General features: G+C 64.8%; 23 protein-coding genes. 10 read left to right on the top strand and 13 right to left on the bottom strand.

All coding sequences use genetic code 11. From position 1 onward, the window contains the following. Positions 1 to 85: 85 nt before the first annotated feature. A complete protein-coding gene (locus CH271_RS05410) occupies positions 86 to 829 on the top strand; it encodes a SagB family peptide dehydrogenase (RefSeq protein WP_094632935.1) in 744 nt (247 codons plus the stop codon). Here CH271_RS05410 and CH271_RS05405 read toward each other — a convergent pair. The 6 genes from CH271_RS05405 to CH271_RS05385 all read right to left on the bottom strand — a co-directional run bounded on the left by CH271_RS05405 (position 779) and on the right by CH271_RS05385 (position 6,563). Then, the gene (locus tag CH271_RS05405; protein ID WP_094632934.1) at positions 779 to 2,002 is read right to left on the bottom strand and encodes an MFS transporter; all 1,224 of its coding nucleotides are present in this window, start codon (positions 2,000 to 2,002) and stop codon (positions 779 to 781) included. The two genes, CH271_RS05410 and CH271_RS05405, sit on opposite strands and share 51 nt — an antisense overlap. Further along, the gene (locus CH271_RS05400) at positions 1,999 to 3,357 is read right to left on the bottom strand and encodes a YcaO-like family protein (RefSeq protein WP_094632933.1); all 1,359 of its coding nucleotides are present in this window, start codon (positions 3,355 to 3,357) and stop codon (positions 1,999 to 2,001) included. The genes CH271_RS05405 and CH271_RS05400 overlap by 4 nt, the downstream gene beginning before the upstream one ends. Beyond that, positions 3,354 to 4,685 (bottom strand): CocE/NonD family hydrolase, encoded by a 1,332-nt coding sequence (locus CH271_RS05395; protein WP_094632932.1) that lies wholly within the window; start codon positions 4,683 to 4,685, stop codon positions 3,354 to 3,356. The genes CH271_RS05400 and CH271_RS05395 overlap by 4 nt, the downstream gene beginning before the upstream one ends. Next, on the bottom strand, positions 4,682 to 5,359 hold the full coding sequence (locus tag CH271_RS05390) for a hypothetical protein (protein WP_094632931.1): 678 nt from the start codon (positions 5,357 to 5,359) through the stop codon (positions 4,682 to 4,684). The genes CH271_RS05395 and CH271_RS05390 overlap by 4 nt, the downstream gene beginning before the upstream one ends. A 52-nt stretch (positions 5,360 to 5,411) precedes the next feature. Continuing rightward, the gene (gene amiA, locus CH271_RS29185) at positions 5,412 to 5,525 is read right to left on the bottom strand and encodes a streptamidine family RiPP (RefSeq protein ID WP_254924168.1); all 114 of its coding nucleotides are present in this window, start codon (positions 5,523 to 5,525) and stop codon (positions 5,412 to 5,414) included. Between the two features lie 108 nt (positions 5,526 to 5,633). Beyond that, on the bottom strand, positions 5,634 to 6,563 hold the full coding sequence (locus CH271_RS05385; RefSeq protein WP_179274810.1) for an ABC transporter substrate-binding protein: 930 nt from the start codon (positions 6,561 to 6,563) through the stop codon (positions 5,634 to 5,636). A gap of 31 nt (positions 6,564 to 6,594) precedes the next feature. Here CH271_RS05385 and CH271_RS05380 point away from each other — a divergent pair, with 31 nt between their 5' ends. The 3 genes from CH271_RS05380 to CH271_RS05370 are packed head-to-tail and all read left to right on the top strand — an operon-like array spanning position 6,595 to position 9,346. Beyond that, positions 6,595 to 7,584 (top strand): FecCD family ABC transporter permease, encoded by a 990-nt coding sequence (locus tag CH271_RS05380; RefSeq protein ID WP_179274811.1) that lies wholly within the window; start codon positions 6,595 to 6,597, stop codon positions 7,582 to 7,584. Next, a complete protein-coding gene (locus CH271_RS05375; protein ID WP_094632929.1) occupies positions 7,581 to 8,558 on the top strand; it encodes a FecCD family ABC transporter permease in 978 nt (325 codons plus the stop codon). The genes CH271_RS05380 and CH271_RS05375 overlap by 4 nt, the downstream gene beginning before the upstream one ends. Beyond that, entirely contained in the window at positions 8,555 to 9,346 is a 792-nt protein-coding gene (locus CH271_RS05370) for an ABC transporter ATP-binding protein (protein WP_094632928.1), read from the top strand. Before CH271_RS05375 ends, CH271_RS05370 begins: the two co-directional genes overlap by 4 nt. A gap of 9 nt (positions 9,347 to 9,355) precedes the next feature. Here the strand turns inward: CH271_RS05370 and CH271_RS05365 are convergent, their stop codons facing one another. Next, positions 9,356 to 9,931 carry a TetR/AcrR family transcriptional regulator gene (locus tag CH271_RS05365; RefSeq protein ID WP_094632927.1) on the bottom strand — a complete coding sequence of 192 codons (576 nt, stop codon included), beginning with the start codon at positions 9,929 to 9,931 and terminating at the stop codon, positions 9,356 to 9,358. An 81-nt stretch (positions 9,932 to 10,012) separates the two neighbouring features. On the opposite strand from CH271_RS05365, the gene CH271_RS05360 reads away from it, so the two are divergent. After that, complete coding sequence (locus CH271_RS05360) at positions 10,013 to 10,627, top strand: NAD(P)H-dependent oxidoreductase (protein WP_094632926.1); 615 nt, start codon at positions 10,013 to 10,015, stop codon at positions 10,625 to 10,627. A 27-nt stretch (positions 10,628 to 10,654) separates the two neighbouring features. Here CH271_RS05360 and CH271_RS05355 read toward each other — a convergent pair whose 3' ends face one another. The 3 genes from CH271_RS05355 to CH271_RS05345 all read right to left on the bottom strand — a co-directional run bounded on the left by CH271_RS05355 (position 10,655) and on the right by CH271_RS05345 (position 13,073). After that, positions 10,655 to 11,521 carry an alpha/beta hydrolase gene (locus CH271_RS05355; RefSeq protein WP_094632925.1) on the bottom strand — a complete coding sequence of 289 codons (867 nt, stop codon included), beginning with the start codon at positions 11,519 to 11,521 and terminating at the stop codon, positions 10,655 to 10,657. A 119-nt stretch (positions 11,522 to 11,640) separates the two neighbouring features. After that, positions 11,641 to 12,237 (bottom strand): TetR/AcrR family transcriptional regulator, encoded by a 597-nt coding sequence (locus CH271_RS05350; RefSeq protein ID WP_143546010.1) that lies wholly within the window; start codon positions 12,235 to 12,237, stop codon positions 11,641 to 11,643. A 416-nt stretch (positions 12,238 to 12,653) separates the two neighbouring features. Beyond that, positions 12,654 to 13,073 carry a nitroreductase/quinone reductase family protein gene (locus CH271_RS05345; RefSeq protein WP_094632923.1) on the bottom strand — a complete coding sequence of 140 codons (420 nt, stop codon included), beginning with the start codon at positions 13,071 to 13,073 and terminating at the stop codon, positions 12,654 to 12,656. A gap of 165 nt (positions 13,074 to 13,238) precedes the next feature. Here CH271_RS05345 and CH271_RS05340 point away from each other — a divergent pair, with 165 nt between their 5' ends. From CH271_RS05340 to CH271_RS05325, 4 genes are all read left to right on the top strand, one after another. Continuing rightward, entirely contained in the window at positions 13,239 to 14,285 is a 1,047-nt protein-coding gene (locus CH271_RS05340; protein ID WP_094632922.1) for an ABC transporter substrate-binding protein, read from the top strand. A gap of 65 nt (positions 14,286 to 14,350) precedes the next feature. Beyond that, entirely contained in the window at positions 14,351 to 15,349 is a 999-nt protein-coding gene (locus tag CH271_RS05335) for a FecCD family ABC transporter permease (RefSeq protein ID WP_373453600.1), read from the top strand. Beyond that, on the top strand, positions 15,346 to 16,167 hold the full coding sequence (locus tag CH271_RS05330) for an ABC transporter ATP-binding protein (RefSeq protein WP_094632921.1): 822 nt from the start codon (positions 15,346 to 15,348) through the stop codon (positions 16,165 to 16,167). Before CH271_RS05335 ends, CH271_RS05330 begins: the two co-directional genes overlap by 4 nt. Positions 16,168 to 16,227: 60 nt before the next feature. Next, positions 16,228 to 17,733 (top strand): protein adenylyltransferase SelO, encoded by a 1,506-nt coding sequence (locus CH271_RS05325; RefSeq protein WP_094632920.1) that lies wholly within the window; start codon positions 16,228 to 16,230, stop codon positions 17,731 to 17,733. Between the two features lie 16 nt (positions 17,734 to 17,749). Here the strand turns inward: CH271_RS05325 and CH271_RS05320 are convergent, their stop codons facing one another. Next, on the bottom strand, positions 17,750 to 18,721 hold the full coding sequence (locus CH271_RS05320; protein WP_094632919.1) for a helix-turn-helix transcriptional regulator: 972 nt from the start codon (positions 18,719 to 18,721) through the stop codon (positions 17,750 to 17,752). A gap of 105 nt (positions 18,722 to 18,826) precedes the next feature. Between CH271_RS05320 and CH271_RS05315 the strand changes: the two genes are divergently transcribed. Then, entirely contained in the window at positions 18,827 to 19,291 is a 465-nt protein-coding gene (locus tag CH271_RS05315; RefSeq protein ID WP_094633176.1) for a VOC family protein, read from the top strand. 59 nt (positions 19,292 to 19,350) lie between these two features. Here the strand turns inward: CH271_RS05315 and CH271_RS05310 are convergent, their stop codons facing one another. Then, entirely contained in the window at positions 19,351 to 20,529 is a 1,179-nt protein-coding gene (locus CH271_RS05310; protein ID WP_094632918.1) for an acyl-CoA dehydrogenase family protein, read from the bottom strand. A 57-nt stretch (positions 20,530 to 20,586) separates the two neighbouring features. Then, the gene (locus CH271_RS05305) at positions 20,587 to 21,924 is read right to left on the bottom strand and encodes an FAD-dependent oxidoreductase (protein WP_094632917.1); all 1,338 of its coding nucleotides are present in this window, start codon (positions 21,922 to 21,924) and stop codon (positions 20,587 to 20,589) included. Between the last annotated feature and the right edge of the window lies 1 nt (position 21,925).

Genomic DNA, 21,925 nt, shown 5'->3' with positions numbered 1-21,925 from the left:
CTCGTCGTAGTAGCAGGGTGTTCACGCAACGGAACACCGACGACGCCTAATAGATTTTCGTTTTCATTATCAGTAAGGTCGGTTCATGGACCGGAATTCCCTTGATAGGAGGATCGCGCGGGTCCACGATGTGCACCGCCGCCTCTCCGATCGCGGCACCGGAGTGGACGTTCCGACCGTGCCCTCGGCAGACGGGACATACGTTCTGCCATCACCACCGCCACTCCCACCGATGCGTCTCGAAACAGCACTGCGCGACCGACGGTCTCACTACCGATTCGCAGCCATGGACGCGCTGCAGCTCTCGACTCTTCTCCGGTCGGCAGCGGGGCTCGGCCGGACGGTCGAGCGGCCGGACGGCACGCCGCACACTTTCCGGATGAATCCCACGGCCGGCGGTCTCGATTCGATCGATCTGCATGTCGTGGCTCTTCGCCCCACAGGTGAGATCGACTCGGGAACCTATCTTTTCGATCCACATCGCCACGTTCTGAGCAGAACAGGCACCGGACCATGTGTCGATGTGCTCGAATCATGCTTCGTGCAAGAACAATTCGCGCAGCGGGCACCTGTCGTCGTCGTTCTCGTCGGACGCCTCGACCGAACCCTCGTCAAATACGCCGAGCGCCACTATCGAACCCTTCATGTCGACGCAGGCATCGCAACCCAGAACCTCTATCTGGTGGCGACTGCACTCGAACTGGCCTGCTGCGCTATTTCCGGCTTCTACGACGAGGACATCTCCCAGTTGCTCGGTCTCGACCGGAACTCGGTTCCGCTAGTGGCGTTCGCGATCGGCGGACGCGGCGAGATCGGCAAGCAACGGTAGCCGGGGCACCCCGAGCCACAGGGCTGCCCCGCCGGCGAACGCGAGTGCCCCCGCTCCGAGCACGATCGCCGCCGTCACACCGAACCCATCGGCGACGGCTCCTCCCGCCGCGGCACCGAACGGAGTGCCACCCATCGCGATCATCCGAGCTGTTGTGTTCACCCTTGATTGCAGATGATCGGGGGTGAGGGTCTGACGAACGACGATGCCGTTGACGACGATCATGGTGTTGGCCCCTTGATAGACGACCAACAGAACCAGAGACAGTGCCAGCACCCCAGCAAACGACCACGCAAGCATTGCGGCGAACGCCACCACGACACCCACGCAGGTGATCACACCGGTACCGACTACTCGCTGGATGCGTGCACTCACCAGGCTGATCAAGAACGCACCCAGAGCGGTTGCCGCATAAAGTGATCCGAGCCTCGCATCAGCGTCGTTCAACCCCAGCTTCCGCACCCCGACGACCACCATCAGACCCACCACCACCCCGTTGGCGACACTCACTCCCACACCTACCGCGGTCAGTGCCCGAACCACGCGATGCCGACGGATGAATGTCAGGCCCTCGAGGACAGACGTGCGCAACTTCGCGCACACCGGAGACGATGCCTGCCCGGGCAACGCGATTGTCGACGTGACCACTGTGGCCACCAAGAAGCACACTGCATCGATCGCAATCGCCCCCGGCGCACCCAACGTCGTTGCGGCTACACCCCCGAGCATCGGACCCGCGATTCCGATCACCGTGCCGACGCTCACCAGCCTGCCCGTCGCATCAGCGATCGCGTCACGACCTACCAAGGCCGGTACTACACCGAAGGATGCGGCATCGAAGAACACGAACAACGTCGAGACGGTGAACGCCACGATCATCAGATGCAACATCGTCACCGACCCGATCACGTGAGCCGCCGGGATCGTCGCCAGAGCCACAGAACTGGCGAGCTGGGTAGCGAGCAACACGGTTCGACGATCGAATCTGTCGGCAAGAGCGCCGGCGAGCAGTCCGAATAGCAGGTAGGGCAACGACTCCACTGCGAAAGTCACGCCGGAGAGCAACGGAGAACCGCTGAGTTGATACACCAGCATCGGCACCGCCACGGTGGACATCGCATTACCGACCCACGCAACGGCACGCGCGAGCACGAAGCGAGAGAACGGCGTCATAGGCTCGGAGGTGGAGCCAGCAGCAGGGTGCTCGGATCGCTCGGATCTCGAGCAGGTGCGTATGTTCGCGCAACATCACGCCACCGGGGCAGACCGAAGTACGGAAAGGCCGCCGGCGCGTTGGGTATCAGGCCCGAGGCACAGACTCTCGCCACCCGCAGCGGCGTCAGCGCCACGTCCGTGGTGGTGATGTCGCAGACGACCACCTCGTGGCCCGCTATCGCGAGCGCGCTCCGCATACCGTCGGCGGTGCCGCGGGGAAGCTCGTCGATCGCTACCGTCTCCGCCGGATTCGTGAAGCGGGGAAGATACGCGGCCTGAGTACGGGGATCGAGCCACACCTGGGCTTGCGCGCCCAGGTCGCGGATGTGTTCACTGCGCGCTCCGGCGGCATCGAGGTAGCTGCGATCGGCGCGGTGGTCCAGGTAGAGACCCGGCGACAGCACCCCGGCGCGCATCGACCCGAACACCCAGCCGTCTGCCTCGACCAGTCCTCGGGTGAAGACCCAACTGTGGATCGCTTCGAGAACGGCCTTGCGTGCCGTCTCGACCGGGTCCAGCTTCGCCGAGAAGCCACCCGCGACGATTCCGAGTTCGAGATCGTGAACAACGGCCGCTACCACCGGAACTCCGAAGTACGACGGCAACTCGAGGAGATGACACCGCAGTCGTGAGTCGCCGAGGTCTGCCGCGAGTCCGGGCACCGATGCCGGATCTATGCCCCGCGCAGGCAGGTTCAAGTGCCACCACAGCGACAGCGAATCTCGCTCCACGAGCTCGAGCAGTCCACGTGTGGCCGCGTCGTCGAGCCCCTGTCCGGTGGCGATGCCGGCGTAGTTCAGATGATGAATCCACGGGTCCTTCCTGCGAGATCCACCGCGCCAGTTGAGGTACACGTACGAGGCCGGAACCGCGACACGCACCCCGTCCCCCGATATCCCGTCGACCCAGGCAACTCGCAAGTTCTCGGTGAAACGCTCGAACGGAAAGCCTGCCGAGTTCAGCTGCCAGGGCGCGAAGAACTCGAATGTCTCGTTCCCCCAATGGCGGACACCCTCCGCGCGCAGTTCTGCAGGCGTTGCGTAGCGCAGCGTGTTCGGTACGTAGTTTCCGCAGTACCGCTCCACTGCTTCGCCGATCGCCGCAATCCGGGCCCCTGCGGGATCCGCGAAGGTGGTGCCGAGCGACACCAGGTCGCACGGCCACTGTCCGAGCGCACGGGTATCGGCGATCTCCGCCGTCAGTCCGACGTACCGTTCCGGCATCCCGTCGAGCCTCTCGACCGGATGCAGCGCACGGATCAATCCGGTGAAGGGGTCGACCAGATCGTCTGCGCGGAAGGAGACCTCGCTCATACGGGCATCTCCAACTCGATGCTGCGCACGGTACGTTGCATCGGCACCACTCGGGTTCCGTACAGATGGTCGTCGTCGGTGTGCAGATCGCGGGCATATCGTGGGAAGGCGTGGGCCGAGATCATCAGTGTCAGTTCCTCTCCCTCGTGAATGTGTGTGGACAGCGGCGCGAGATGCACGACGGCGTCGAGGGACATGCCATGAGTCAGTTGCTCCACCCCGCCGCCGCGCCGGTGGGCGACGAGCATCGCGCCCCAGTGCCGGTCGCAGTCGTCGCTGTCGACGCGCACCACGGGAGTTCCGACAACGGCTCCAGCGCGCCACGGCACCGGACGGACAAGGCAATCGGAGCGTGTCGCCAGGCCACGAACATCGGTGCCGGGCGTACAGGAAGGGAAGGGCTGCAGAGGATCTGCGACGAAGCTGCCACCGGGCAGCTCGATCGTCGCTTGGGCACTCGGCCAGGTCCCCAGCCGCAGCGGACCACCGGGGTGACCGTACAGCTGCGCTCCGGTCCACGGCCGACCGTCGAGCGCCGCACCCAGCCATGCGCTCATGCGCTCGGCGCGACCCGACCCCCGCATCGAGTGATCCCACGGTCCGAGGGCGAGTGCCGACGGGCCACCCCACGACGACCAGAGGTCGACGGTGTCCTGGCCGAACCAGTCCGCAGTCCCACCCTGCGCCAGCAGCGGACAGTGTTGTGCTGCAGTGTGTTTCCTGCGTTCTGCATCCGACCTGTCGGCCTCCAGGACGGAGCGCCACGAGGGTATCGGGGGGCTCGACGAGCCTCCGATGTCGGACACCGGCAGCGTCTCCAGCAGATCCGCCGATGCCGAACTCTCGCGAGAGTGGGCCGCATCGCCGTGCTCGGACCACCAGCCGAGGCGCGACTGCAGGTAGAAGGCCCGGTCTCGATTTCGCGCCGTCTCCCCCATCCCCAGAGCGGGCACGACGACCGATACGCCGGCTATTCCCTCGACTTCAGATGCAGCGAGAGCCGTTTCGGTGGCACAGTGCGCTCCGTAGGACGTGCCGTAGAGGAACAGAAAGGGGGCCTGCGACCACCACGCTTGTGCGGTGATCCACTCGACGCAGGCCAAGCCGTCGGCCCCTTCACCGTGATACGGGTGAAACGACCCGGTGGACCCGTATCGGCCGCGCACGTCCTGTACGACCGAGGTGAATCCGCGCGCGGCCCAGCCCGCAGCCTCGGCGAGGTGAGCTTCGCTGTTGTACGGAGTGCGAATCGACAGCACGGCACGCGGACTCCGCGCCTTCACGACGAAGGTACGAAGTCCCCCGATCTTGTACTCGCGCCCCGTCATCGAGGCGGTTCCGGTACAGGCAGAATCGGGTGCCGAGTCACCCGCAGCGTACGGAGGTCGATCGCCGTCACACAATGGTCGGCCGTGGGATCGATGACCTCCGCCAGAACCTGAGCCGCCACGAATTCGGCCGCCGCGTCGGACACCGGATGGATCGACGAGGTCAGACGCCGCCCGCCGGCGCGAGGGGCATAGCCGTCCTCGATTCGTTGCCTGTTCCGACGGGAGGCGGCGCGCCGCATCGTCACATCGGTCAGCCGCACCCCCTCGGGCACAACGACGTAACGATTGCCGTCACGGAAACAGGAGATCGACCCACCGGACCCCAGAGTCTCGACGCCGTTGTCACTCACGGTGATCGATCGAGTCGCCGCATGCCCTGTGAACATACCGACGCGTCCCAGCATTCCCACCAGCGCAGCAGCAACAGAGCCGCAGCCGAGCACCGCAACCTTCTCGACCGACGGATCGGGAACGACATGGCCTGCGGTGAGCAGCGCGGACAGCGCCGTCTTCGGTTTCGCAGACGCCGGTGCCGCGGAGCCGGCCAAAGCTTTTGCCAGTTGGTCGAATTCCTCGCGGTCGAGCGCGAGAGCGAAGTGTTCGTCGTCGGCGGTGCGGAGCACGAATCCCGAATTAGATTCGTACAGTTCGGTTCTGGGTGCAAGTTTCATGGCGACGGCCCGGCCGGGGCCTGCACATCGTGGTGTGCAGACCCCACCGAGATCAGTCCTCGGCTTCCTCGAAGGGATTCTCGACCAGGGCGTTGCTGTGGCCCGCGGAGTGCGTCGCCAGGGATACCGGTGACTGGATCGAACGGAACAGCTCGTTGTCGTTCATGGTTCTCCTTCTTCGATGGGCAAATCGGTTGCGGTGCAACCGATCGATGGACTCGACATCGTCGAGGTGTCCGACCCTACGTCAAGTGATAATGATTTTCAATAAGGGCTACGAACTTTGAAGCTCATCGGCCACAGTGGCGAGCACCATGCGCAACGAGATCGTTCCGCGCCCCGTTGCCCATACCCCGGCGTCGACCTCGATCACCCGATCGTTGCGGGCCGCCGCCACACCCGACCACAACGGATTGCTCGCCAGCCGGTCCGAGAGAGGCTCACTGTCGGAGCCCGACGAAAATGCCTGCGCGAAAACCACATCCGGATCCACCGACGCGACCTGCTCCACCGATACCGTCGCGAAGGCATCGGTTCCCGCCTGCCACGGATAGTCACTGACCTCCGCGAGAATCGAGCCGACAGGGGTGTCTACGGAATCGACTCCGAGACTGCCCGGTTCGCCGTACATCGACAGCGTCGTGAGACCACTCCACTTCCCCGCGGCCGCGTCGACCTCGGCGGTGAACGCCTCGGCAGCGGCGTCCGCCTCCTGCTGCCGATCCGTCACACGACCTATGGTCCGGAGGAATTCGACCGAATCCCGCCAGGATGTCGGGTTCACCAGGTACATCGGTGCCACTTCCTCGACGGCAGCACGCAACCCGTCCTGCACTCCCCCGAGTCCGATGACGAGGTCCGGTTCCGAGAGCGCGATGTCCTCGACGTTCTCTTCACCGAATCCGCCCGTGATCTTGCGCATGTCGGCATTCGGCCCGGCGTAGCGGGGATCGGCCGCAAGTTCCTCACGGTAGGCGACTGGGGTCATGCCCACCTCCTTCAACGCGTCGACGCACATGAGCGTCAGACACGCGATTCGCTCGACGGGTGCATCGAGTTCGATCACCGTTCCGCTGTCGTCGGTGACCGTGACCGCAGAAGCTGCGTCGACGTTGCCCGCATCGGCAGTACTACAGGCCGCGAGCGCGAACACCGAGAGTGCGAGTGCGCCGAACGATCGAGAAGAGCCGGACAACTTGCGCATGGGAACTCCTTTGCAGAATGATGTGTCCGAAATGATAACCATTACCGATAGAGGGGTTCACGCTGCGGGTATCTGCGCCTGCGTCGCCGTGATCGTGCTGGCCCTGTGCCTGGGTGAGCCGACTCTCGATCCGGCGCGCGCGCTCCACGCCGTGCTCGACCCGTCGAATCCCCTCCATCCGCACGTTGCGCTCGTTCGACTGCCGCGTGTGCTGTTGGGTCTGGTGAGCGGTGCGGCCCTCGGCCTGGCAGGAGCATTGATGCAGGATGTACTGCGCAACAGGATTGCCGGTCCGGAGATTCTCGGCGTGTCCTCCGGTGCAGCTGTCGCGATGACAGCCGTTGCCGTGTTTGCCATTCCGTTGCCGCTCACAGCTCTTCCCTATCTGGCATTGGGCGGCGCAGCTGTCGCCGGCATCGCGGTGATCACCACCGTCGGACCGACCAGCGACCCGCACCGGGTGGTACTGCTCGGCGCCGCGGTCAGCGCCCTCGCGTCGGGACTGGTCATTGCGCTGGTCAGCCTGGGCACCGAAGGGAACCTGCCACTGCTCTTTCGGTATCTGCTCGGCAGTCTGGGCGAGCGAGGGTGGAGCCATCTCGGTGTAGCTGCACCCTGGCTCGCCGTCTTCATCCCGTTCGCTCTGCTCATGCGGCATCGGGTCGCTGCCCTTGCACTCGGGGACGATGTGGCTGCGGGACTTGGCATCTCCGTGGTACCGACCCGGCTGACCGCACTGGTGTGCGCCGCTGCGCTCACCGCCGCGGTGGCCTCGGTGTGCGGTCCGGTTGCCTACGTCGCGTTGCTGTCCCCACATCTGGCTCGATGGGCTTTGCACACGACCAGTTCACGGCGGATATTCCTGCTCACGCCCGTCATCGGCGCATTCCTGCTCGCCGCAGCCGACCTGGCGTCGCGAATCGTGCTGTATCCGATCGAGATTCCCGTGGGTATCACGACAACGCTTCTGGGCGTTCCGGCACTGCTGATCGCTCTGCACAGACAGTCCGCCACGCGATGAAGGCTCGACACCTCGTGGCGATCGGGATGACCTGCATCGCCTGCCTGGTGATACTTCACCTCGTCTCGGGGCGCAGCGAGCTCGGAGCGGCCGAGGTGATCAGGGTACTGACCGGCACGTCGGAGGTGCGAGCACACGAGATCATCGTTCGGAACTACCGTCTTCCGCGAGTCCTCGTCGGATTGGTTGCCGGCGCACTCCTGGCACTGGCCGGAGTGTTGCTGCAGGCGGTCATGCGAAACCCACTGGCCGAACCGTCGACGACGGGCGTGGGATCCGGTGCGGCACTGGGCGTTGTGGTGTCGATTCTGGTGCTGCCCGCCCCCGGTACCGCACCCCTGGCGTCACTACTCGGTGCTGCAGGCGCCGGACTGGCTCTGTACCTCCTGGGCCGACGCTCACTGGCGGTCGCGGGAATCCTCATCGGCGCTGTACTGTCCGCGGTGACCTCACTGCTGCTCGTCGTCGATGCACAACCGATGGGCGTAGTCCTTCGATGGCTGATCGGCTCTCTCAATGCCAGGACTATCGACGATTGGAATCGATTGTGGCCCTGGGCAATCGTACTGATACCGGCCGGGCTGCTAAGTGCGTCACGCGCCAATGCACTCGTGCTGGGCGACGCGACGTCCACCGGCCTCGGGATTCGCCCCCACAGGACTCGAATCTTGCTGCTCGCCATCGCGGTACTGGCAACGGCAACGGCCGTCACGGCCACGGGTGCCGTCGCGTTCGTCGGCTTGATCGCACCTCACGCCGCGCGGGCCGCGCTCGGCGGCGACCACAGGGGACTGATTCCGGTCAGCGTGATCGGCGGTGCCGTGTTGCTGTCCTCCGCAGACCTACTCGCCTTCAGTGCGTCGATCGACATCCCAGGCAGCGGACCGGATGTATCAGGGCTTCCGGTCGGGGCCGTGACGGCACTCGTCGGCGCTCCCTATCTCATCTGGCTGATCAGAAAGGACACCCGATGACGGGGTACGTCACCACACCGATTCTCGAGGCCGTCGATCTCGGGCTCGGGTATCGCAATCGGACGGTCTCGGAGCACCTCGACATCGCCATCGAGAAGGGAACGGTCACCGCGCTGGTCGGCCCCAACGGATCCGGCAAGTCGACGTTGCTGATGGCCTTGGCCAGGGTCTTGGCCCCTCGGCACGGACAGATACGGCTGAACGGCACCCCTCTGCGTGATCGGTCGTCGATCGAGACGGCCCGACGACTCGCGATCCTGCCCCAGACCGCCAACGCACCGCAGGGACTGCGCGTCCGAGAGCTCGTCGAACAGGGGCGATATCCGAGGCTCGGGGCACTGTCGATGCTCAGACGGCACGACGACGAGGCCATGCACACAGCGATGTCCTCGACCGGAATCCTCCACCTCGCCGACCGCACTGTCGATTCACTCTCCGGCGGGGAGCGTCAACGCACCTGGATAGCAATGGCTTTGGCGCAGGAAACCGAAATTCTGCTACTGGACGAACCCACCACGTATCTCGACGTGCGTCATCAGATCGATGTGATGGAGTTGGTCGTCGATCTGGTCGCGAATCGCGGAAAGACCGTGGTGATGGTGCTGCACGATCTCAATCAAGCGGCGCGGTACTGCGATCGAATCGTGGCCATGCGGGATGGTGTCATCGTTGCCGACGGTCATCCCCGCGACATCGTGACACCGACGCTGCTCGACGACGTATTCGAGATCCGCGCCCGAGTAGTGGCAGATCCGGTTGTCGGTAGGCCGATGTTCATCGCCGAGTGAGCTGCGGGTTCAGAGCTTTCCCACGACGGCGATGATCAACTCGGCCAGTTCGCCTGTCGCTTCCTCGGGTGCGATTACGCCCGAAACCGCCGCTTGTGACAGCGCTTCCGCTGCACCGAAGATCGCGGTGATCGACGATGCCGAGATCCCGCCGGAGCCGCTGTACGGCTCGAGAATCGACCGGCATCGATCGGAGTACGCCCGTTCGGCCGTTCTCTTGACCTGTTCGAGTTCGGGCGAGCCCTCCAGTGCCGCCAGCACACCCGTCAGCTCACGCCCCTGTGCCAACGCGCAACCCACGTACGAGTTGGCGATGGCCTGTGCGCGTCCGTTCAACGAGGTGGGCGCGGAGCGGAGGGATTCCTCGAGCATGACCGTTTGCCGGTCGTCGAATTCGGTGAACAGGGCGGCCAGGAGTTCTGCACGCGAGGCGAAGTGGCTGTACACCACGGGTTTTGCGACGCCGGCATGTTCGGCGAGTCGGCCAAGTGTCAGAGCGTCGGCCCCTTCCGCTCGCACGAGAGCCCACGAGACCTCCACCAACTGGTCGTATCGGTCGGAGCGAGACAGTCGCGTCCGGGCCATCGGGCACCTCCTTGCGCTATATACGAATAGTAACCTACTCTTGGTACATAGCCGTTTTCACCTCACTCCAAGGAATCAGCCATGACCGCACTCGTCGTAGTCTCCCATTCCGACCCCGACTCCCTGACCCACCACGTCGCCCGATCCGTATCGGACGCGATCCGCACCGCAGGTGGCACCGTCGAGACGGCCGATCTCGCCGCGGAGAACTTCGATCCACGTTTCACCGGTGGCGACCTCGATCTGTTCCGGGGGAAGGGAAACACGCCCGCGGACGTGCGGGCCGAACAGGACAGAATCGACCGCGCCGATCACCTGGTTCTGGTCTTCCCGATGTACTGGTGGTCCATGCCTGCCCTGCTCAAAGGGTGGATCGATCGCGTCTTCGTCAGCGGATGGGCCTACGACCTCACTGCCGACTACGGCATCGTCAAGAAGCTGGATCGACTCACCATCCACCTGGTCTCTCTTGCCGGCGACGACGCCGACAGCTTCGAACGCCACGGCGTGTACGACGCGTTCCGGACGCAGATCGAACGGGGCATCGTCGAATACTGCGGTGCGACAGTCGGATCGACGACTTTCCTGCACGAAACCGATACCAGTAGTCGCGAGGCACTTGCTGCAGAGGTCGCCGATCTCGCTTCTGCCGTTGCCGCCCGAGTAGCCGACCGACAGCAGGCCCTCACGCACTGACAACCCCATCACCTCACGCGCCGCGAGTCATTCCCCCAACTTCGCGACCAACCATTCCACCGTCGACTTACGAACTGCCTCGGCGTGATCGGTGAACAGCTCGAAATGCGATTCGGGGTAGGACACGTACTCGACAGTGTCGACGTCAGCGAACGCTGTGCGCACTCGAGAGGGCGGAGTGATGGTGTCGGATTCGGCAAGTATCGCGAGAACCGGAACGGTGAGACGGGCTGCCGCCTTGCGGGTCGACCACCGCAACATGGCCGGTAGCGAAGCGACGGTCACCTCGTTGCGGTAGTTCTCCGCTCCGCGCGCCATCTCTCGAGACCATTCGTAGGCTCCGTCCGAGTTCATCGTTGCCACCTCCCCCGGCCGTCCGGCCGCCGGAACGGTCAGTCCCGGCCTGCGGAACAGACGTCGTAGTGCGTCCCGAACGACGACCGGTGCGAGCCCGAGATTGCCGGCGGGAGTGAGGTGAATGAACGGGATGATCGCGGCCACCGCCTTCACTCGCGGATTTCGCGCGGCCACAGCAATGGCGTGGCCTCCGGACATGCTGGTTCCCCACACAGCAATTCGCTCGGAGTCGATGCGTGGGTCGCGATCCAGTGCGTCGAGCGCGGCATGGAAAGAACGCAGTTGCTGAGGTGGATCGATGTGCTGACGTCTGTCGCCTCCGCTCGCGCCGAACCCCGGGTAGTCGAATGCAAGTGACGCCACCCCACGGGCGGCGAGGTCAGCGCTGTAGTCGGGTATCAGCATCTCCTTGACTCCGGCGAATCCCGGAGCCGTGAACACTGCCGGGAACGGCATCACCTGCTCGCCCTCGGGCAGACTCAATACTGCGGCTACCTCGAAACCGTCCACCGCGAAAGTCGTTCGTTCCTCGATCATCGTCCACCCCTCGGTCGGAGATCCCCCCGCCGAATTCGACGGAAACTACGATAGTAGTCCCTAAATTCAGTACGCGAACGACACTGGAGAAGATCCGAGAACAGAACACGGCATCGACGTCAGAGCTCGAGCAACCTACGAACTCCCTGATGGACGTCGGCACGCGTCGGTGCCCGAACCCCAGCGGTGACGTGCGCGAGAAGCACACCGTCCGCCCAGGCCACAAGCTGAACCGCCGGGTCGGTGGAGGTCTCTTCGGAACCGACACCAGCTGCAGCACAAAGCAACTCGGCCAGTTCCGTGAAGCGGCCGCGCGCGGCGATCAACAATGGTGCCAATTCGTCGGATCGCGACGACTCGAGAATCAGCGTGTAGCGCGCGACGAGTAACGTGTGGTTGGCCGGCAACAACCACGCGTCGATCACGTCGGCAAAGAGATCCGCGGCTGTGTCCACAGTCCACGGACCTGACTCACGATCGGCCATGACATCCTGCACGACCACCATTTCCCGCTCCACGAGCTCATCGAGCGCGGCCTTCAGCAGATCGATGCGCCGACGAAAGACATTGGAGGTCGAACCAGCAGGGATACCGAGCGCCTTGTCGAGACGACGGTGAGTCAAGCCGTGCACACCGTCGGTCGCCAGCAGTTCGATCGCCCCATCGGCCAGAAGCCGTCGACGATCGGAGCCTGGGGAACCGCTCACCCGAGTCACGAGCTCAGTGTATGGAGAGCCATCCTGATACCAGGATCCGCACCGGAACAGGGTCATCCTCACCTCCGGCTGATGCTATCTCAACGAAATCGAGTTCGTCGCCGTTCGTCGTCCGGCGTGGGCGCTCACAGACCAGGCGGTGTGACCCCATCGAGTTCTTTTGCCTTACTGGACGGAGCATTGTGCACCGACAGAAGCCGGTCGGCAGCGTCCGGTCCGGAGGTTTGAACCGATATCCGAAACCCGCGACCTCACCGCTATCGCGAACGACGCGGGACTTTTCGACTGAGGGCCGTAGCCGATCGGGAGCGCGGCGACGGGTCGGCACCGAGCCGACCTCGAGTCCCGTTGCGACGGATCAATTTTCGTTTGGACGCAATGCTTGTCGAAGCTGAAATGATGGACTCTCCGGAAGATCAGGTGGGAGTGAGGCGAAAGATCGGGAACCGTCGCCCCTCTGCTGTCTCGACGTACTTCGCGAAGCCCTCGGACGCGTCCAAGAATTTCTGCCAGTTCGCGTCCCACTCGTCGTCGGGGATTTCCGACACGGTCACCGAGATGGTGCGGACGGTACCGTCTCCGGGAACCTCGACGTCGATGGCGGGGTGGGCGCGGAGGTTGTGCACCCAGGCAGGATCCTTGGGTGAGCCGGCTGCCGACCCGACGATCAGCCAGGTTTCGCCCTCCGGGATCGCCATCAAGGGGTTCAACCGAACTTCGCCGCTCTTGGCACCTATGGAGTGCAGAACGACGAGCGCATCGCCGAACCCCGCCGTGGACACATGTCCGCCGTTGCTGCGGAACTCGTCGATGATCATCTGGTTGAAGTCGGCCATACAACGAGTATGACGCGCAGCACGTCGCACCGGACGTGATCGCATCCTGCGATTTCCATCGATGAGAACCAAAGGTTAGCCTGTGCTCATACGCACCTCGGTGCGCACCGCCGTCGGGCGATCCCCGACGGCTCGTTGCTGTCTGAACCCGAAGGACAATCTCACATGCTCGATGTTCGTCGCCGCGCAGGCACCCTCGCCGCCGCTGCCGCCCTGGTCGGATCGCTCGTCGCGTGCGGAGCATCCGAGGAGGTACCGGACGCGGCCGCGGAAGCCACCGATGGTGGGACGTCCTATCCGCTGACGATCGAGAACTGCGGCGAAACGGTCACCTTCGACTCCGCCCCGCAGCGCGTGGTCTCGCTCGACCAGAACTCCACCGAAATCCTTCTCTCACTCGGTGTGCAGGACCGTATGGTGGGCACCGCGTCCTGGACCGATCCGGTCCGCGAGAACCTCGCCGACGCGAACGCCTCGGTTCCCCGACTGGCCGACAACGCCCCCACCTACGAGGTCGTGGTCGATACCGAACCCGACCTCGTCACCGCATCGTTCGGACGCCACTTCGAGCAAGGTGGCGTCGCTCAGCGGTCACGCTTCACCGAAACCGGTGCCGCCACGTATCTTTCACCCACCGACTGCGACGCCGGCCGCAGTGTCAACGGAGGCAACACCCGAACGACGCCGCTCACGATGGAGTCGCTGTACCAGGAGATCACCGAACTCGCAGCGATCTTCGACGTCAACGAGCGCGGTGCCGAGTTCGTCGACGAACTGAAGACCCGCATGGCCGACGCCACCGCTACCACGGCCGAATCGGATGTCTCCGTGGCATTCTGGTTCGCGGACACCAAGAGTCCGTACATCGCAGGCGGACGGGGATCGGCAGATCTACTCGCCAGATCGGTCGGCATGACGAACGCCTTCGCCGATACGGACGACGACTGGCCTGCTGTCGGCTGGGAGACCATGGTGGATCGGGATCCGACCGTCCTGGTATTGGGCGACCTGGCGCGCAACCGCTTTCCCGGTGACCTGCTCGCCGACAAGATCGCATTCCTGGAGTCCGACCCCGTCACCAGCACGATGGCCGCCGTCCGAGACAAGCACTACATCTCCTTGCACGGTGCAGAGATGAACCCGTCGATTCGGGCCGTCGACGGCGTCGAAAAGGTGTCGGCCGGACTGCGCGACCTGGGACTGTCGTCCTGACCGCGACCATCACCCGCCCGCGCATCGCCCAGCGATCGCAGACCTCCCGCCACCTGTGGCGTTGGGTGGCTGCCCTGCTGGGCGGTGTCGTGCTGTGCGTGGTGTCGATCCTCGTCGCCATCACCCTCGGGCCGGCGAACATCTCACTGGTCAACGTGCGCGATGTGGTGCTCAACCATCTCGGCGTCACCGACATCCCGGTGAAGGTATCGAAGAACGCGATCATCTGGGAGGAGCGACTCCCCCGTGCGCTCGTTGCTGCAGCCAGTGGCGTCGGACTCGGCATCTGCGGTGTCATCATGCAGTCGCTCCTGCGTAATCCGCTGGCGGACCCGTTCGTGCTCGGTGTCTCCTCGGGTGCCTCGACGGGTGCCGTCGTGGTCGGCGTTCTCGGTATCGGCGGGGCCGCACTCGGGCTGTCCGGTGGTGCGTTCATCGGGGCGCTCGTCGCGTTCGGACTGGTGTTGTTTCTCGCCCGAATGTCCGGCAGTGGAAACGATCGCGTCATCCTCGCCGGTGTCGCGACCACTCAATTGTTCTCGGCCCTGACGTCTTTCGTGATCTTTGCGTTCGCGGACTCGGACGAGACGCGCGGCGTGATGTTCTGGCTCCTCGGTTCGTTCGAGGGTGTGCGATGGAACGACGTCGTGCTGTGTGTGAGCGTGGCCGGCATCGGCGCGGTGGTGTGCTGCTACTACGCGTATGTGCTCGACGCGTTCGCGTTCGGCAACTCGGTGGCGTCTTCGCTCGGCTTCGATGTCAAGAGGGTCCGCTCGGCTCTGCTCGTCGGCACCGCCCTGATCACCGCGACGTTGGTCAGCGTGGCCGGTGCCATCGGTTTCGTCGGCCTCATTCTTCCGCACGCAGCGCGACTGTTGGTGGGTCCCAACCACAGCCGCCTCGTGCCCACCACTGCCGTCATCGGCGCGATCTTCATGGTGTGGGTCGACGCCCTCTCCCGAGTCGCGTTCGCCCCGACCCCACTGCCCGTGGGCGTCGGGACCGCGCTGGTCGGCGTTCCCGCCTTCATCGCAATCATGGCCCGTAAGAGGGGAATTCGATGACACTGCACGCGTCGAACGTCTCCTGGAAACGCGGCGGCGCTCTGGTCGTCGACGGAGTGACGCTGCACCCCGCGCCCGGCCGAACGGTGGGGTTGTTGGGACCCAACGGTTCCGGAAAGTCCTCACTGCTCCACCTGCTGGCCGGGGCGGTATCGCCCACCTCAGGCGTCGTCGAACTGGACGGCACCGGGCTCGCTTCGCTCAAGCGCAAACACATTGCCCGCGCCGTCGCGGTCGTCGGACAGCACGCGCACACCGACGTCGACGTGACGGTCGGCGATGTCGTGCGTCTGGGACGCATCCCGCATCGGGGGGCGTTCGGTGGATGCGACCTGGACGACTTCGCCGTGGACGATGCGCTCGCGCAGACCGGACTCACCGACAAAGCGGATCGATTGTGGCGCACGCTCTCCGGCGGTGAGCAGCAGCGGGCGCATATCGCACGCGCTCTCGCCCAGCAGCCCCGCGAGATGTTGCTGGACGAGCCGACCAACCACCTCGACATCCATCACCAGCTCGAATTACTGGCCCTCGTCGCTCGTCTGCCGATCACCAGCATCGTTGCGCTGCACGACCTGAACCTGGCCGCGATGTTCTGCGACGAGGTGTTGGTGCTCCACGACGGCAAGGTCGTCGCAGGAGGCACACCTGCGGACGTGCTGACCGAAGAACTCATCGCCGAGGTGTATCGAGTGCGGGCGCGCGTTTCGGTGGACGGCGACGACGGACGAGTGCACATCCGCTTCGATGCAGCGGCCCGGTACGAGACCGTCGATGGGAAGCAGGACACCAGCGTGACAGCGGTTTCTCGCCTCTGATCGGCATCGGATTGCAGTCCCCCGGGGATTGGGTGCCACGATTCGTGGTACCCCTGAACCATGAGCGAATCCATCAGGCCTGAAGTGTCGACCACGAGCCTGCCCGCATTCGGGTTCGAGTCGACGTTGGCCGACGAGGTTCCCGGCGTCACCCTGCCGTGGCAGGGGGCCCACGCACCTGACCCTCGCGTGCTGATTCTCAACGACGGCCTGGCCCGGTCACTCGCACTCGACCCGGCGTCCTTGGCCACCGCCGAGGGGGCAGGCGTGCTGTCCGGATCCATTCCTCCGGCCGGGACCGCCACCGTGGCGATGGCGTACGCGGGTCATCAGTTCGGCAGCTTCCAACCACTGCTGGGCGACGGCCGAGCACTGCTGCTCGGCGAGCTTCGCGACGATCAGGGGCGTCGAGTCGATCTGCATCTCAAAGGGTCCGGAGCAACGCCGTTCTCACGTGGTGGCGACGGACGGGCTGTGGTCGCAGCCATGCTGCGCGAGTACCTGATCAGCGAGGCAATGCATGCCTTGCACATCCCCACCACCCGCTCACTCGCGGTGGTCACGACCGGGGAACAGGTGGTGCGCGAAGGAGGTCCGCAACCCGGAGCGGTACTCGCCAGGGTCGCGTCCAGCCATCTGCGGGTGGGCACGTTCGAGTTCGCTGCCCGGCGTGAGGGGCTCACACAGCCCCTCGCCGACCATGCCATCGCCCGCCACTACCCCGCACTCGTCGAGCTGCCTGCCGAGGATCGCTACCTCGCATTCTTCGAGGCCGTCGTCGAAGCCCAAGCATCGCTTGTCGCGCAATGGATGTCGGTCGGATTCGTACACGGTGTCATGAACACCGACAACACGACCATCTCCGGCGAGACCATCGACTACGGGCCGTGCGCTTTCCTGGACGCCTACGATCCGGCTACGGTGTTCAGCTCCATCGACCACGGCGGACGCTACGCCTACGGCAATCAACCCGCAGTGCTCGGCTGGAATCTGGCCAGATTCGGCGAAACGCTACTGCCACTGGTCGATTCGACGCCCGATACCGCAATCACAGCTCTCACAGCGGTCCTGGACACGTACGGGGAACGCTACCGCCGGCACTACGCGGCCGCGATGTCCGCCAAACTCGGACTGGGAGACGGGGTCGTCGACGCGGAGTTGGTCGACGACCTGCACCGGGTGCTCACGGACCACCGCGTCGACTGGACCCTGGCCTTCCGCGCGCTCGCGGACAACCTGCGCGGGCACTCGTCACCGTTCGACTCCCTCGTTTCGCCGGACGCGTCCTCGACGTGGCTGAACCGTTGGCGAACTTCGGTTTCGGCACGGGAACAGGACTTCTCGTCGATCGCCGACGCCATGGACCGCGTGAACCCCGCGTACATTCCTCGTAACCATCTGGTGGACGCCGCACTCGGATCCGCCACAGCGGGCGATCTCGAGCCGTTCGAGCGTCTGCTCGACGTCGTCACGTCACCGTTCGACCGACGCGAGGACCGGTCGGACTACGCCCTGCCTGCGCCCGAGAACTTCAGTGCAGGATTTCAGACATTCTGCGGTACCTGAATCAGATCGTCGACCACTACTTCAACACGCCTGCCGAGGCCGAGTTCCGTTGTGCGAGTACTGCAAAAGCGTCGCTCAACTCCGCAGGGCCGACCACGTCGACATCGGCGTCGAAATGATTCAGAGTTGCCGCGAGAGCTATCCACGACCATGACCCGCCCGTCAGACCACATCGGTCGGGCCCCAGATCCTCGACGACACTCTCGCCGGCGAACGGCAGAACCTCGCGGGCCGGTCGGTGCAGAATCACGGTACCGACGCACGGCCATCGGTTCACCGAATCGGAGCCCTTGAACCTGGCCGAGACGAATTCCGCCGCATCGCCGCCCGGGATCGGTCGCGGCTCGAACCGTGGGCCGTCGGGCGTTCGTAAGGTGATGCGATCGGCACGGAAGACGCGCCAATCGGCGCGATCGCGACTCCACGCGACCAGATACCACCGTCCGAGCGAGGTGACGAGGTGGTGCGGTTCCACTGTGCGGGGCGGTTGCGCCTCGGCGTCGCTCCGGCCCCCGTAATCGAATCTGAGCACTACGCGAGACCGCACCGCGGCAGACAACGCAACGAGTACGTCCGTCGACACCGGGGCCGGATCGGTACCGCCCGGTGGATGAGTGATCGACGTGAATTGGAGTGCATCCACGCGATGCCTCAGCCGGGAAGGCAGCACCTGCCGGACCGTGGACAGGGCGCGCACTGCCGGTTCTTCCAATGCCGCGCCGACCGATCGCAGCGCCACCGTGAGCGCTACCACCTGGTCGTCATCGAAGAGCAACGGCGGCAACTGGTTTCCCGCGTCGAGGCGGTAGCCGCCCTCGGGACCCATCGACGCAGCGATGTTGTATCCCAGCTCGCGGAGGCGGTCGACGTCGCGTCGAACCGTGCGTGGGCTGACCTCCAAGCGCTCGGCGAGCACGCTGCCCGGCCAGTCCCGAGTGGTCTGCAGCAACGACAACAGGGTCAGCAGTCGGGAGGTGGTCGCCGTCATCTTTCCGATCGTAGGCGGAGTGGAGGACAGAAACTGACCTACATGACTGCCACAGTCGAATCACCGGGGAACGCCCCCGCACGTCGACAGCAGCAGGAGTACACGATGAGCATCCTCACCACCACCCACTTGAACTTTCGCGGTGACGCCCGAGCGGCCCTGGAGTTCTATGCGTCGGTATTCGGTGGACAGACGGCAATCTCGACCTACGGCGATTTCGGGATGCCCAAGGACCTTCCTGGGGCCGACAAGGTCGTTTTCGGTCAGGTGGAGAACCGGGACGGCTTTCGGATCATGGCCTACGACATTCCCGGCCGGACCGCCGATTCGACCGAGGTCACCGGCCACACCTACCGTGAACACGGCACCACCGTCACCGATCAGCCCTTCTTCGTCTCGGTCCGGGGCCACACCATCGACGAGGTACAGGGCTACTGGGACGCTCTCTGCACCGAGGGAGAGATCATCGAACCTTTCGCCGCGTCATCGTGGAGCCCCGGCTTCGGGATGGTCACCGACCGGTTCGGTGTGACCTGGTCCCTCGACGTGGCGCCCGCGCACGCCGAATGACGCGCTGGGCTGCGACGTGAATTACATTTCGTCGCAGCCCAACTCGTGCGTTCCGATGCTCACGAGGTCCGCTTCTGTTCCGCTCTGATCAAGCCACCGCCGACGATCAACCGCTGAATTTCGCTCGTGCCCTCGTACAACCGAAGCAGCCGTACATCCCGGTAGATGCGCTCGACCGGAACCTCCCGCATGTACCCGGCACCGCCGTGAATCTGGACCGCCAGATCGGCGACCCTGCCGACCATCTCGGTGCAGAACAACTTCACCGCAGACGGCGCGATACGTCGATCGGTCTCCTGCACCCATGCCCGCGCAGCCTCACGCACCATCGCCCGTCCCGCCATCACACCGACCTGCTGATCGGCGATCATCGCCTGCACCAACTGGAAGTTACCGATCGGCTCACCGCCCTGAGTGGACGCCGCGGCATAGGACACCGACTCGTCCAACGCACGCTGCGCCTGACCGACGGCCAGCGCCGCGATATGCACCCGCCCCCGCGCCAACGACGTCATCGCCGCCTTGTAGCCGATGTCGCCATTGCCGCCGACCAGTGCGTCGGCCTCGACCCGTACGTCGGCGAAGTTCACATCGGCCGTGCCGGAGCCCTGCTGCCCCATCTTCGCGTCCTTGACGCCCACGTCGATCCCGGCGGTGTCGGCAGGGACCAGGAATACCGCGATACCGTTGCCACTCTGCGGTTTCGGATCCAACTTGGCAAACACGACGAACATGTTCGCAATCGGCGCATTGGTGATGTATCGCTTGCTGCCGTCGATGACCCACCCGGTGCCGTCGACCGTCGCCGTCGTCTTCAAGCCCGCCGGATTCGACCCGGCCCCGTCCTCGGTCAACGCAAAGGACGCCACGATGTCGCCCGATGCCATGCCCGGCAACCACGTCGCTTTCTGCTCCTCGGTACCGAACCCCACGAGCACCTGCCCGGCGATCCCGTTGTTGGTGCCGAACATCGATCGCAGCGACAACGAGGTGTACCCGAGCTCCATCGCGAACTCGACGTCCTGAATCAGGTTCAGGCCCAGCCCACCCCACTCCTGCGGAAGCGCGTAGCCGAACAGTCCCATCTCCGCGGCCTGCTTCCGCAGATCCTCGGGAATCGAATCGGTGTTCATGATCTCGAGCTCGCGAGGCACGACACGCGATCGCACGAACTGCGAGATCTGCTTCAACACGTCCGCGAAGACGTCATCCGGTACATCGGGATTCAGCGTGTCCATAGGACCACTATCGAGGAGGGCGAGCTCCTGCGTCCACTACGTGGAACGCACTTCCTGCTAGGCGGGGCGTATTTCCCCCCGTCGGCGGAGTTGCCGGACGTTGTCGGCTCCGGCACCGAGCAGGTCCTTCGCGGCCCGCTCTCCTGCCAGCAGTGCCGCCTCGATGCCCGAGTGGGTGAGGAAGTCGCCCGCGAGTCGGAGGTTCGCAGGCATCGAATCCCTGGCGGTCCGCATTGCGGCGTAGTGCCCGGGAACCGGAGCGATCAGCGCTACATCCATCGGGAAGATGCGCGTGAAATCAGGCTCGACATCCGAGAATGCCATGGCCACTGCCAGACGGGCTCTGGCGACCACCTCGACCTCCGACAGGCCGTCCGTCTGAGCCGCGTCGAGCCACACGCTGGCCGTTTGAGCACCCGTCGGCACCGATCGTGGAGCGCGTCTGCCGTTCAGCAGAACTCCGTAGTTGTGGTGCACTCCCGGAGCGCCGTGCACGACGAGGTCGTAGGGCACGTCCGGCCACGGATCCCGGTGATATCCGAACACGACGTGATGGGCCGTCACCGGAACCACGGCGGACAGGGCATCGGTGATGGCGGAATCGACGACCCCGTCGAGCAGGGCCGCGGCGGTTCGAACATCGGTGGCGAGTACGGCTGCGTCTGCGTGGACCGGACCGTCCGCAGTGAGCACGGTGATCCCGTCGGTGTTGCGTTCGAGCGAGAGTGCGCGCGTACCGATCCGTACATCGTCGACGCCGTCGAGCAGCCACTCGGCAATGCGTCCGAGGCCACCATCGGGAACGGTCAACTGGGTCCGATGCACCTGAGCCAGCAGGGTTTTGACGAATCCGGCCGAGATCTTCCTCGGATCGGCTCCGGTCAACGGGTCCATCAAGGGTCGCACGACGTACTCGAACGTTCGATCACCGAGCGAATCCCGTGACCATCTGTCCAGTGTGCGGCCGTCGTCGGCCGCGGCAAGGTCGTCGATATCGAAGGGCCCCTGGTCGCGGCCCAGCGCCAAGCGTCCGATCTGTCGTACGGCGCGCAGACGATCGCCGATGGTGAGTTGCGGCAACCTCAACAAGGTCCATGGACGATCGAGCCGCACTCGGTGTTTGCGACCTGCGCCGTCCAGCACTGCGGTTCGCGCATGCCATCTCCGCATCATCGACATTCGCCCCTGCTCCCGCAGGACGGCGCGGGTCCGTGCGTACGAACCCATGACGAAGATGGCCCCGGAATCGATCTCGAAGCCGTTGTGCTCGACGGTCCGCACCCGGCCACCGATTCCGTCGGCCGCTTCCAGTACGACGGGCTCGTGCCCTTCGCGCTTCAGGATTCTGGCGGCGGCAGCGCCCGCGACACCCGCACCGATGACGGCAACGCGCATC

Source organism: Rhodococcus sp. 05-340-2 (assembly GCF_002258915.1).
Taxonomy (GTDB): domain Bacteria; phylum Actinomycetota; class Actinomycetes; order Mycobacteriales; family Mycobacteriaceae; genus Rhodococcoides.
Note: the sequence above shows the minus strand (reverse complement) of the source record. Positions and strands in the feature narration are given on the sequence as shown.

Bases quoted from the DNA above. Each gene is read 5' to 3' on its own strand.
- CH271_RS05375 (WP_094632929.1), top strand. From the start codon at position 7,581: ATGAAGGCTCGACACCTCGTGGCGATCGGGATGACCTGCATCGCCTGC.
- CH271_RS05305 (WP_094632917.1), bottom strand. From the start codon at position 21,924: ATGCGCGTTGCCGTCATCGGTGCGGGTGTCGCGGGCGCTGCCGCCGCC.
- CH271_RS05380 (WP_179274811.1), top strand. From the start codon at position 6,595: ATGATAACCATTACCGATAGAGGGGTTCACGCTGCGGGTATCTGCGCC.
- CH271_RS05370 (WP_094632928.1), top strand. From the start codon at position 8,555: ATGACGGGGTACGTCACCACACCGATTCTCGAGGCCGTCGATCTCGGG.
- CH271_RS05310 (WP_094632918.1), bottom strand. From the start codon at position 20,529: ATGGACACGCTGAATCCCGATGTACCGGATGACGTCTTCGCGGACGTG.
- CH271_RS05355 (WP_094632925.1), bottom strand. From the start codon at position 11,521: ATGATCGAGGAACGAACGACTTTCGCGGTGGACGGTTTCGAGGTAGCC.
- CH271_RS05400 (WP_094632933.1), bottom strand. From the start codon at position 3,357: ATGAGCGAGGTCTCCTTCCGCGCAGACGATCTGGTCGACCCCTTCACC.
- CH271_RS05395 (WP_094632932.1), bottom strand. From the start codon at position 4,685: ATGACGGGGCGCGAGTACAAGATCGGGGGACTTCGTACCTTCGTCGTG.
- CH271_RS05340 (WP_094632922.1), top strand. From the start codon at position 13,239: ATGCTCGATGTTCGTCGCCGCGCAGGCACCCTCGCCGCCGCTGCCGCC.
- amiA (WP_254924168.1), bottom strand. From the start codon at position 5,525: ATGAACGACAACGAGCTGTTCCGTTCGATCCAGTCACCGGTATCCCTG.
- CH271_RS05385 (WP_179274810.1), bottom strand. From the start codon at position 6,563: ATGCGCAAGTTGTCCGGCTCTTCTCGATCGTTCGGCGCACTCGCACTC.
- CH271_RS05410 (WP_094632935.1), top strand. From the start codon at position 86: ATGGACCGGAATTCCCTTGATAGGAGGATCGCGCGGGTCCACGATGTG.
- CH271_RS05320 (WP_094632919.1), bottom strand. From the start codon at position 18,721: ATGACGGCGACCACCTCCCGACTGCTGACCCTGTTGTCGTTGCTGCAG.
- CH271_RS05325 (WP_094632920.1), top strand. From the start codon at position 16,228: ATGAGCGAATCCATCAGGCCTGAAGTGTCGACCACGAGCCTGCCCGCA.
- CH271_RS05365 (WP_094632927.1), bottom strand. From the start codon at position 9,931: ATGGCCCGGACGCGACTGTCTCGCTCCGACCGATACGACCAGTTGGTG.
- CH271_RS05345 (WP_094632923.1), bottom strand. From the start codon at position 13,073: ATGGCCGACTTCAACCAGATGATCATCGACGAGTTCCGCAGCAACGGC.
- CH271_RS05360 (WP_094632926.1), top strand. From the start codon at position 10,013: ATGACCGCACTCGTCGTAGTCTCCCATTCCGACCCCGACTCCCTGACC.
- CH271_RS05330 (WP_094632921.1), top strand. From the start codon at position 15,346: ATGACACTGCACGCGTCGAACGTCTCCTGGAAACGCGGCGGCGCTCTG.
- CH271_RS05390 (WP_094632931.1), bottom strand. From the start codon at position 5,359: ATGAAACTTGCACCCAGAACCGAACTGTACGAATCTAATTCGGGATTC.
- CH271_RS05405 (WP_094632934.1), bottom strand. From the start codon at position 2,002: ATGACGCCGTTCTCTCGCTTCGTGCTCGCGCGTGCCGTTGCGTGGGTC.
- CH271_RS05315 (WP_094633176.1), top strand. From the start codon at position 18,827: ATGAGCATCCTCACCACCACCCACTTGAACTTTCGCGGTGACGCCCGA.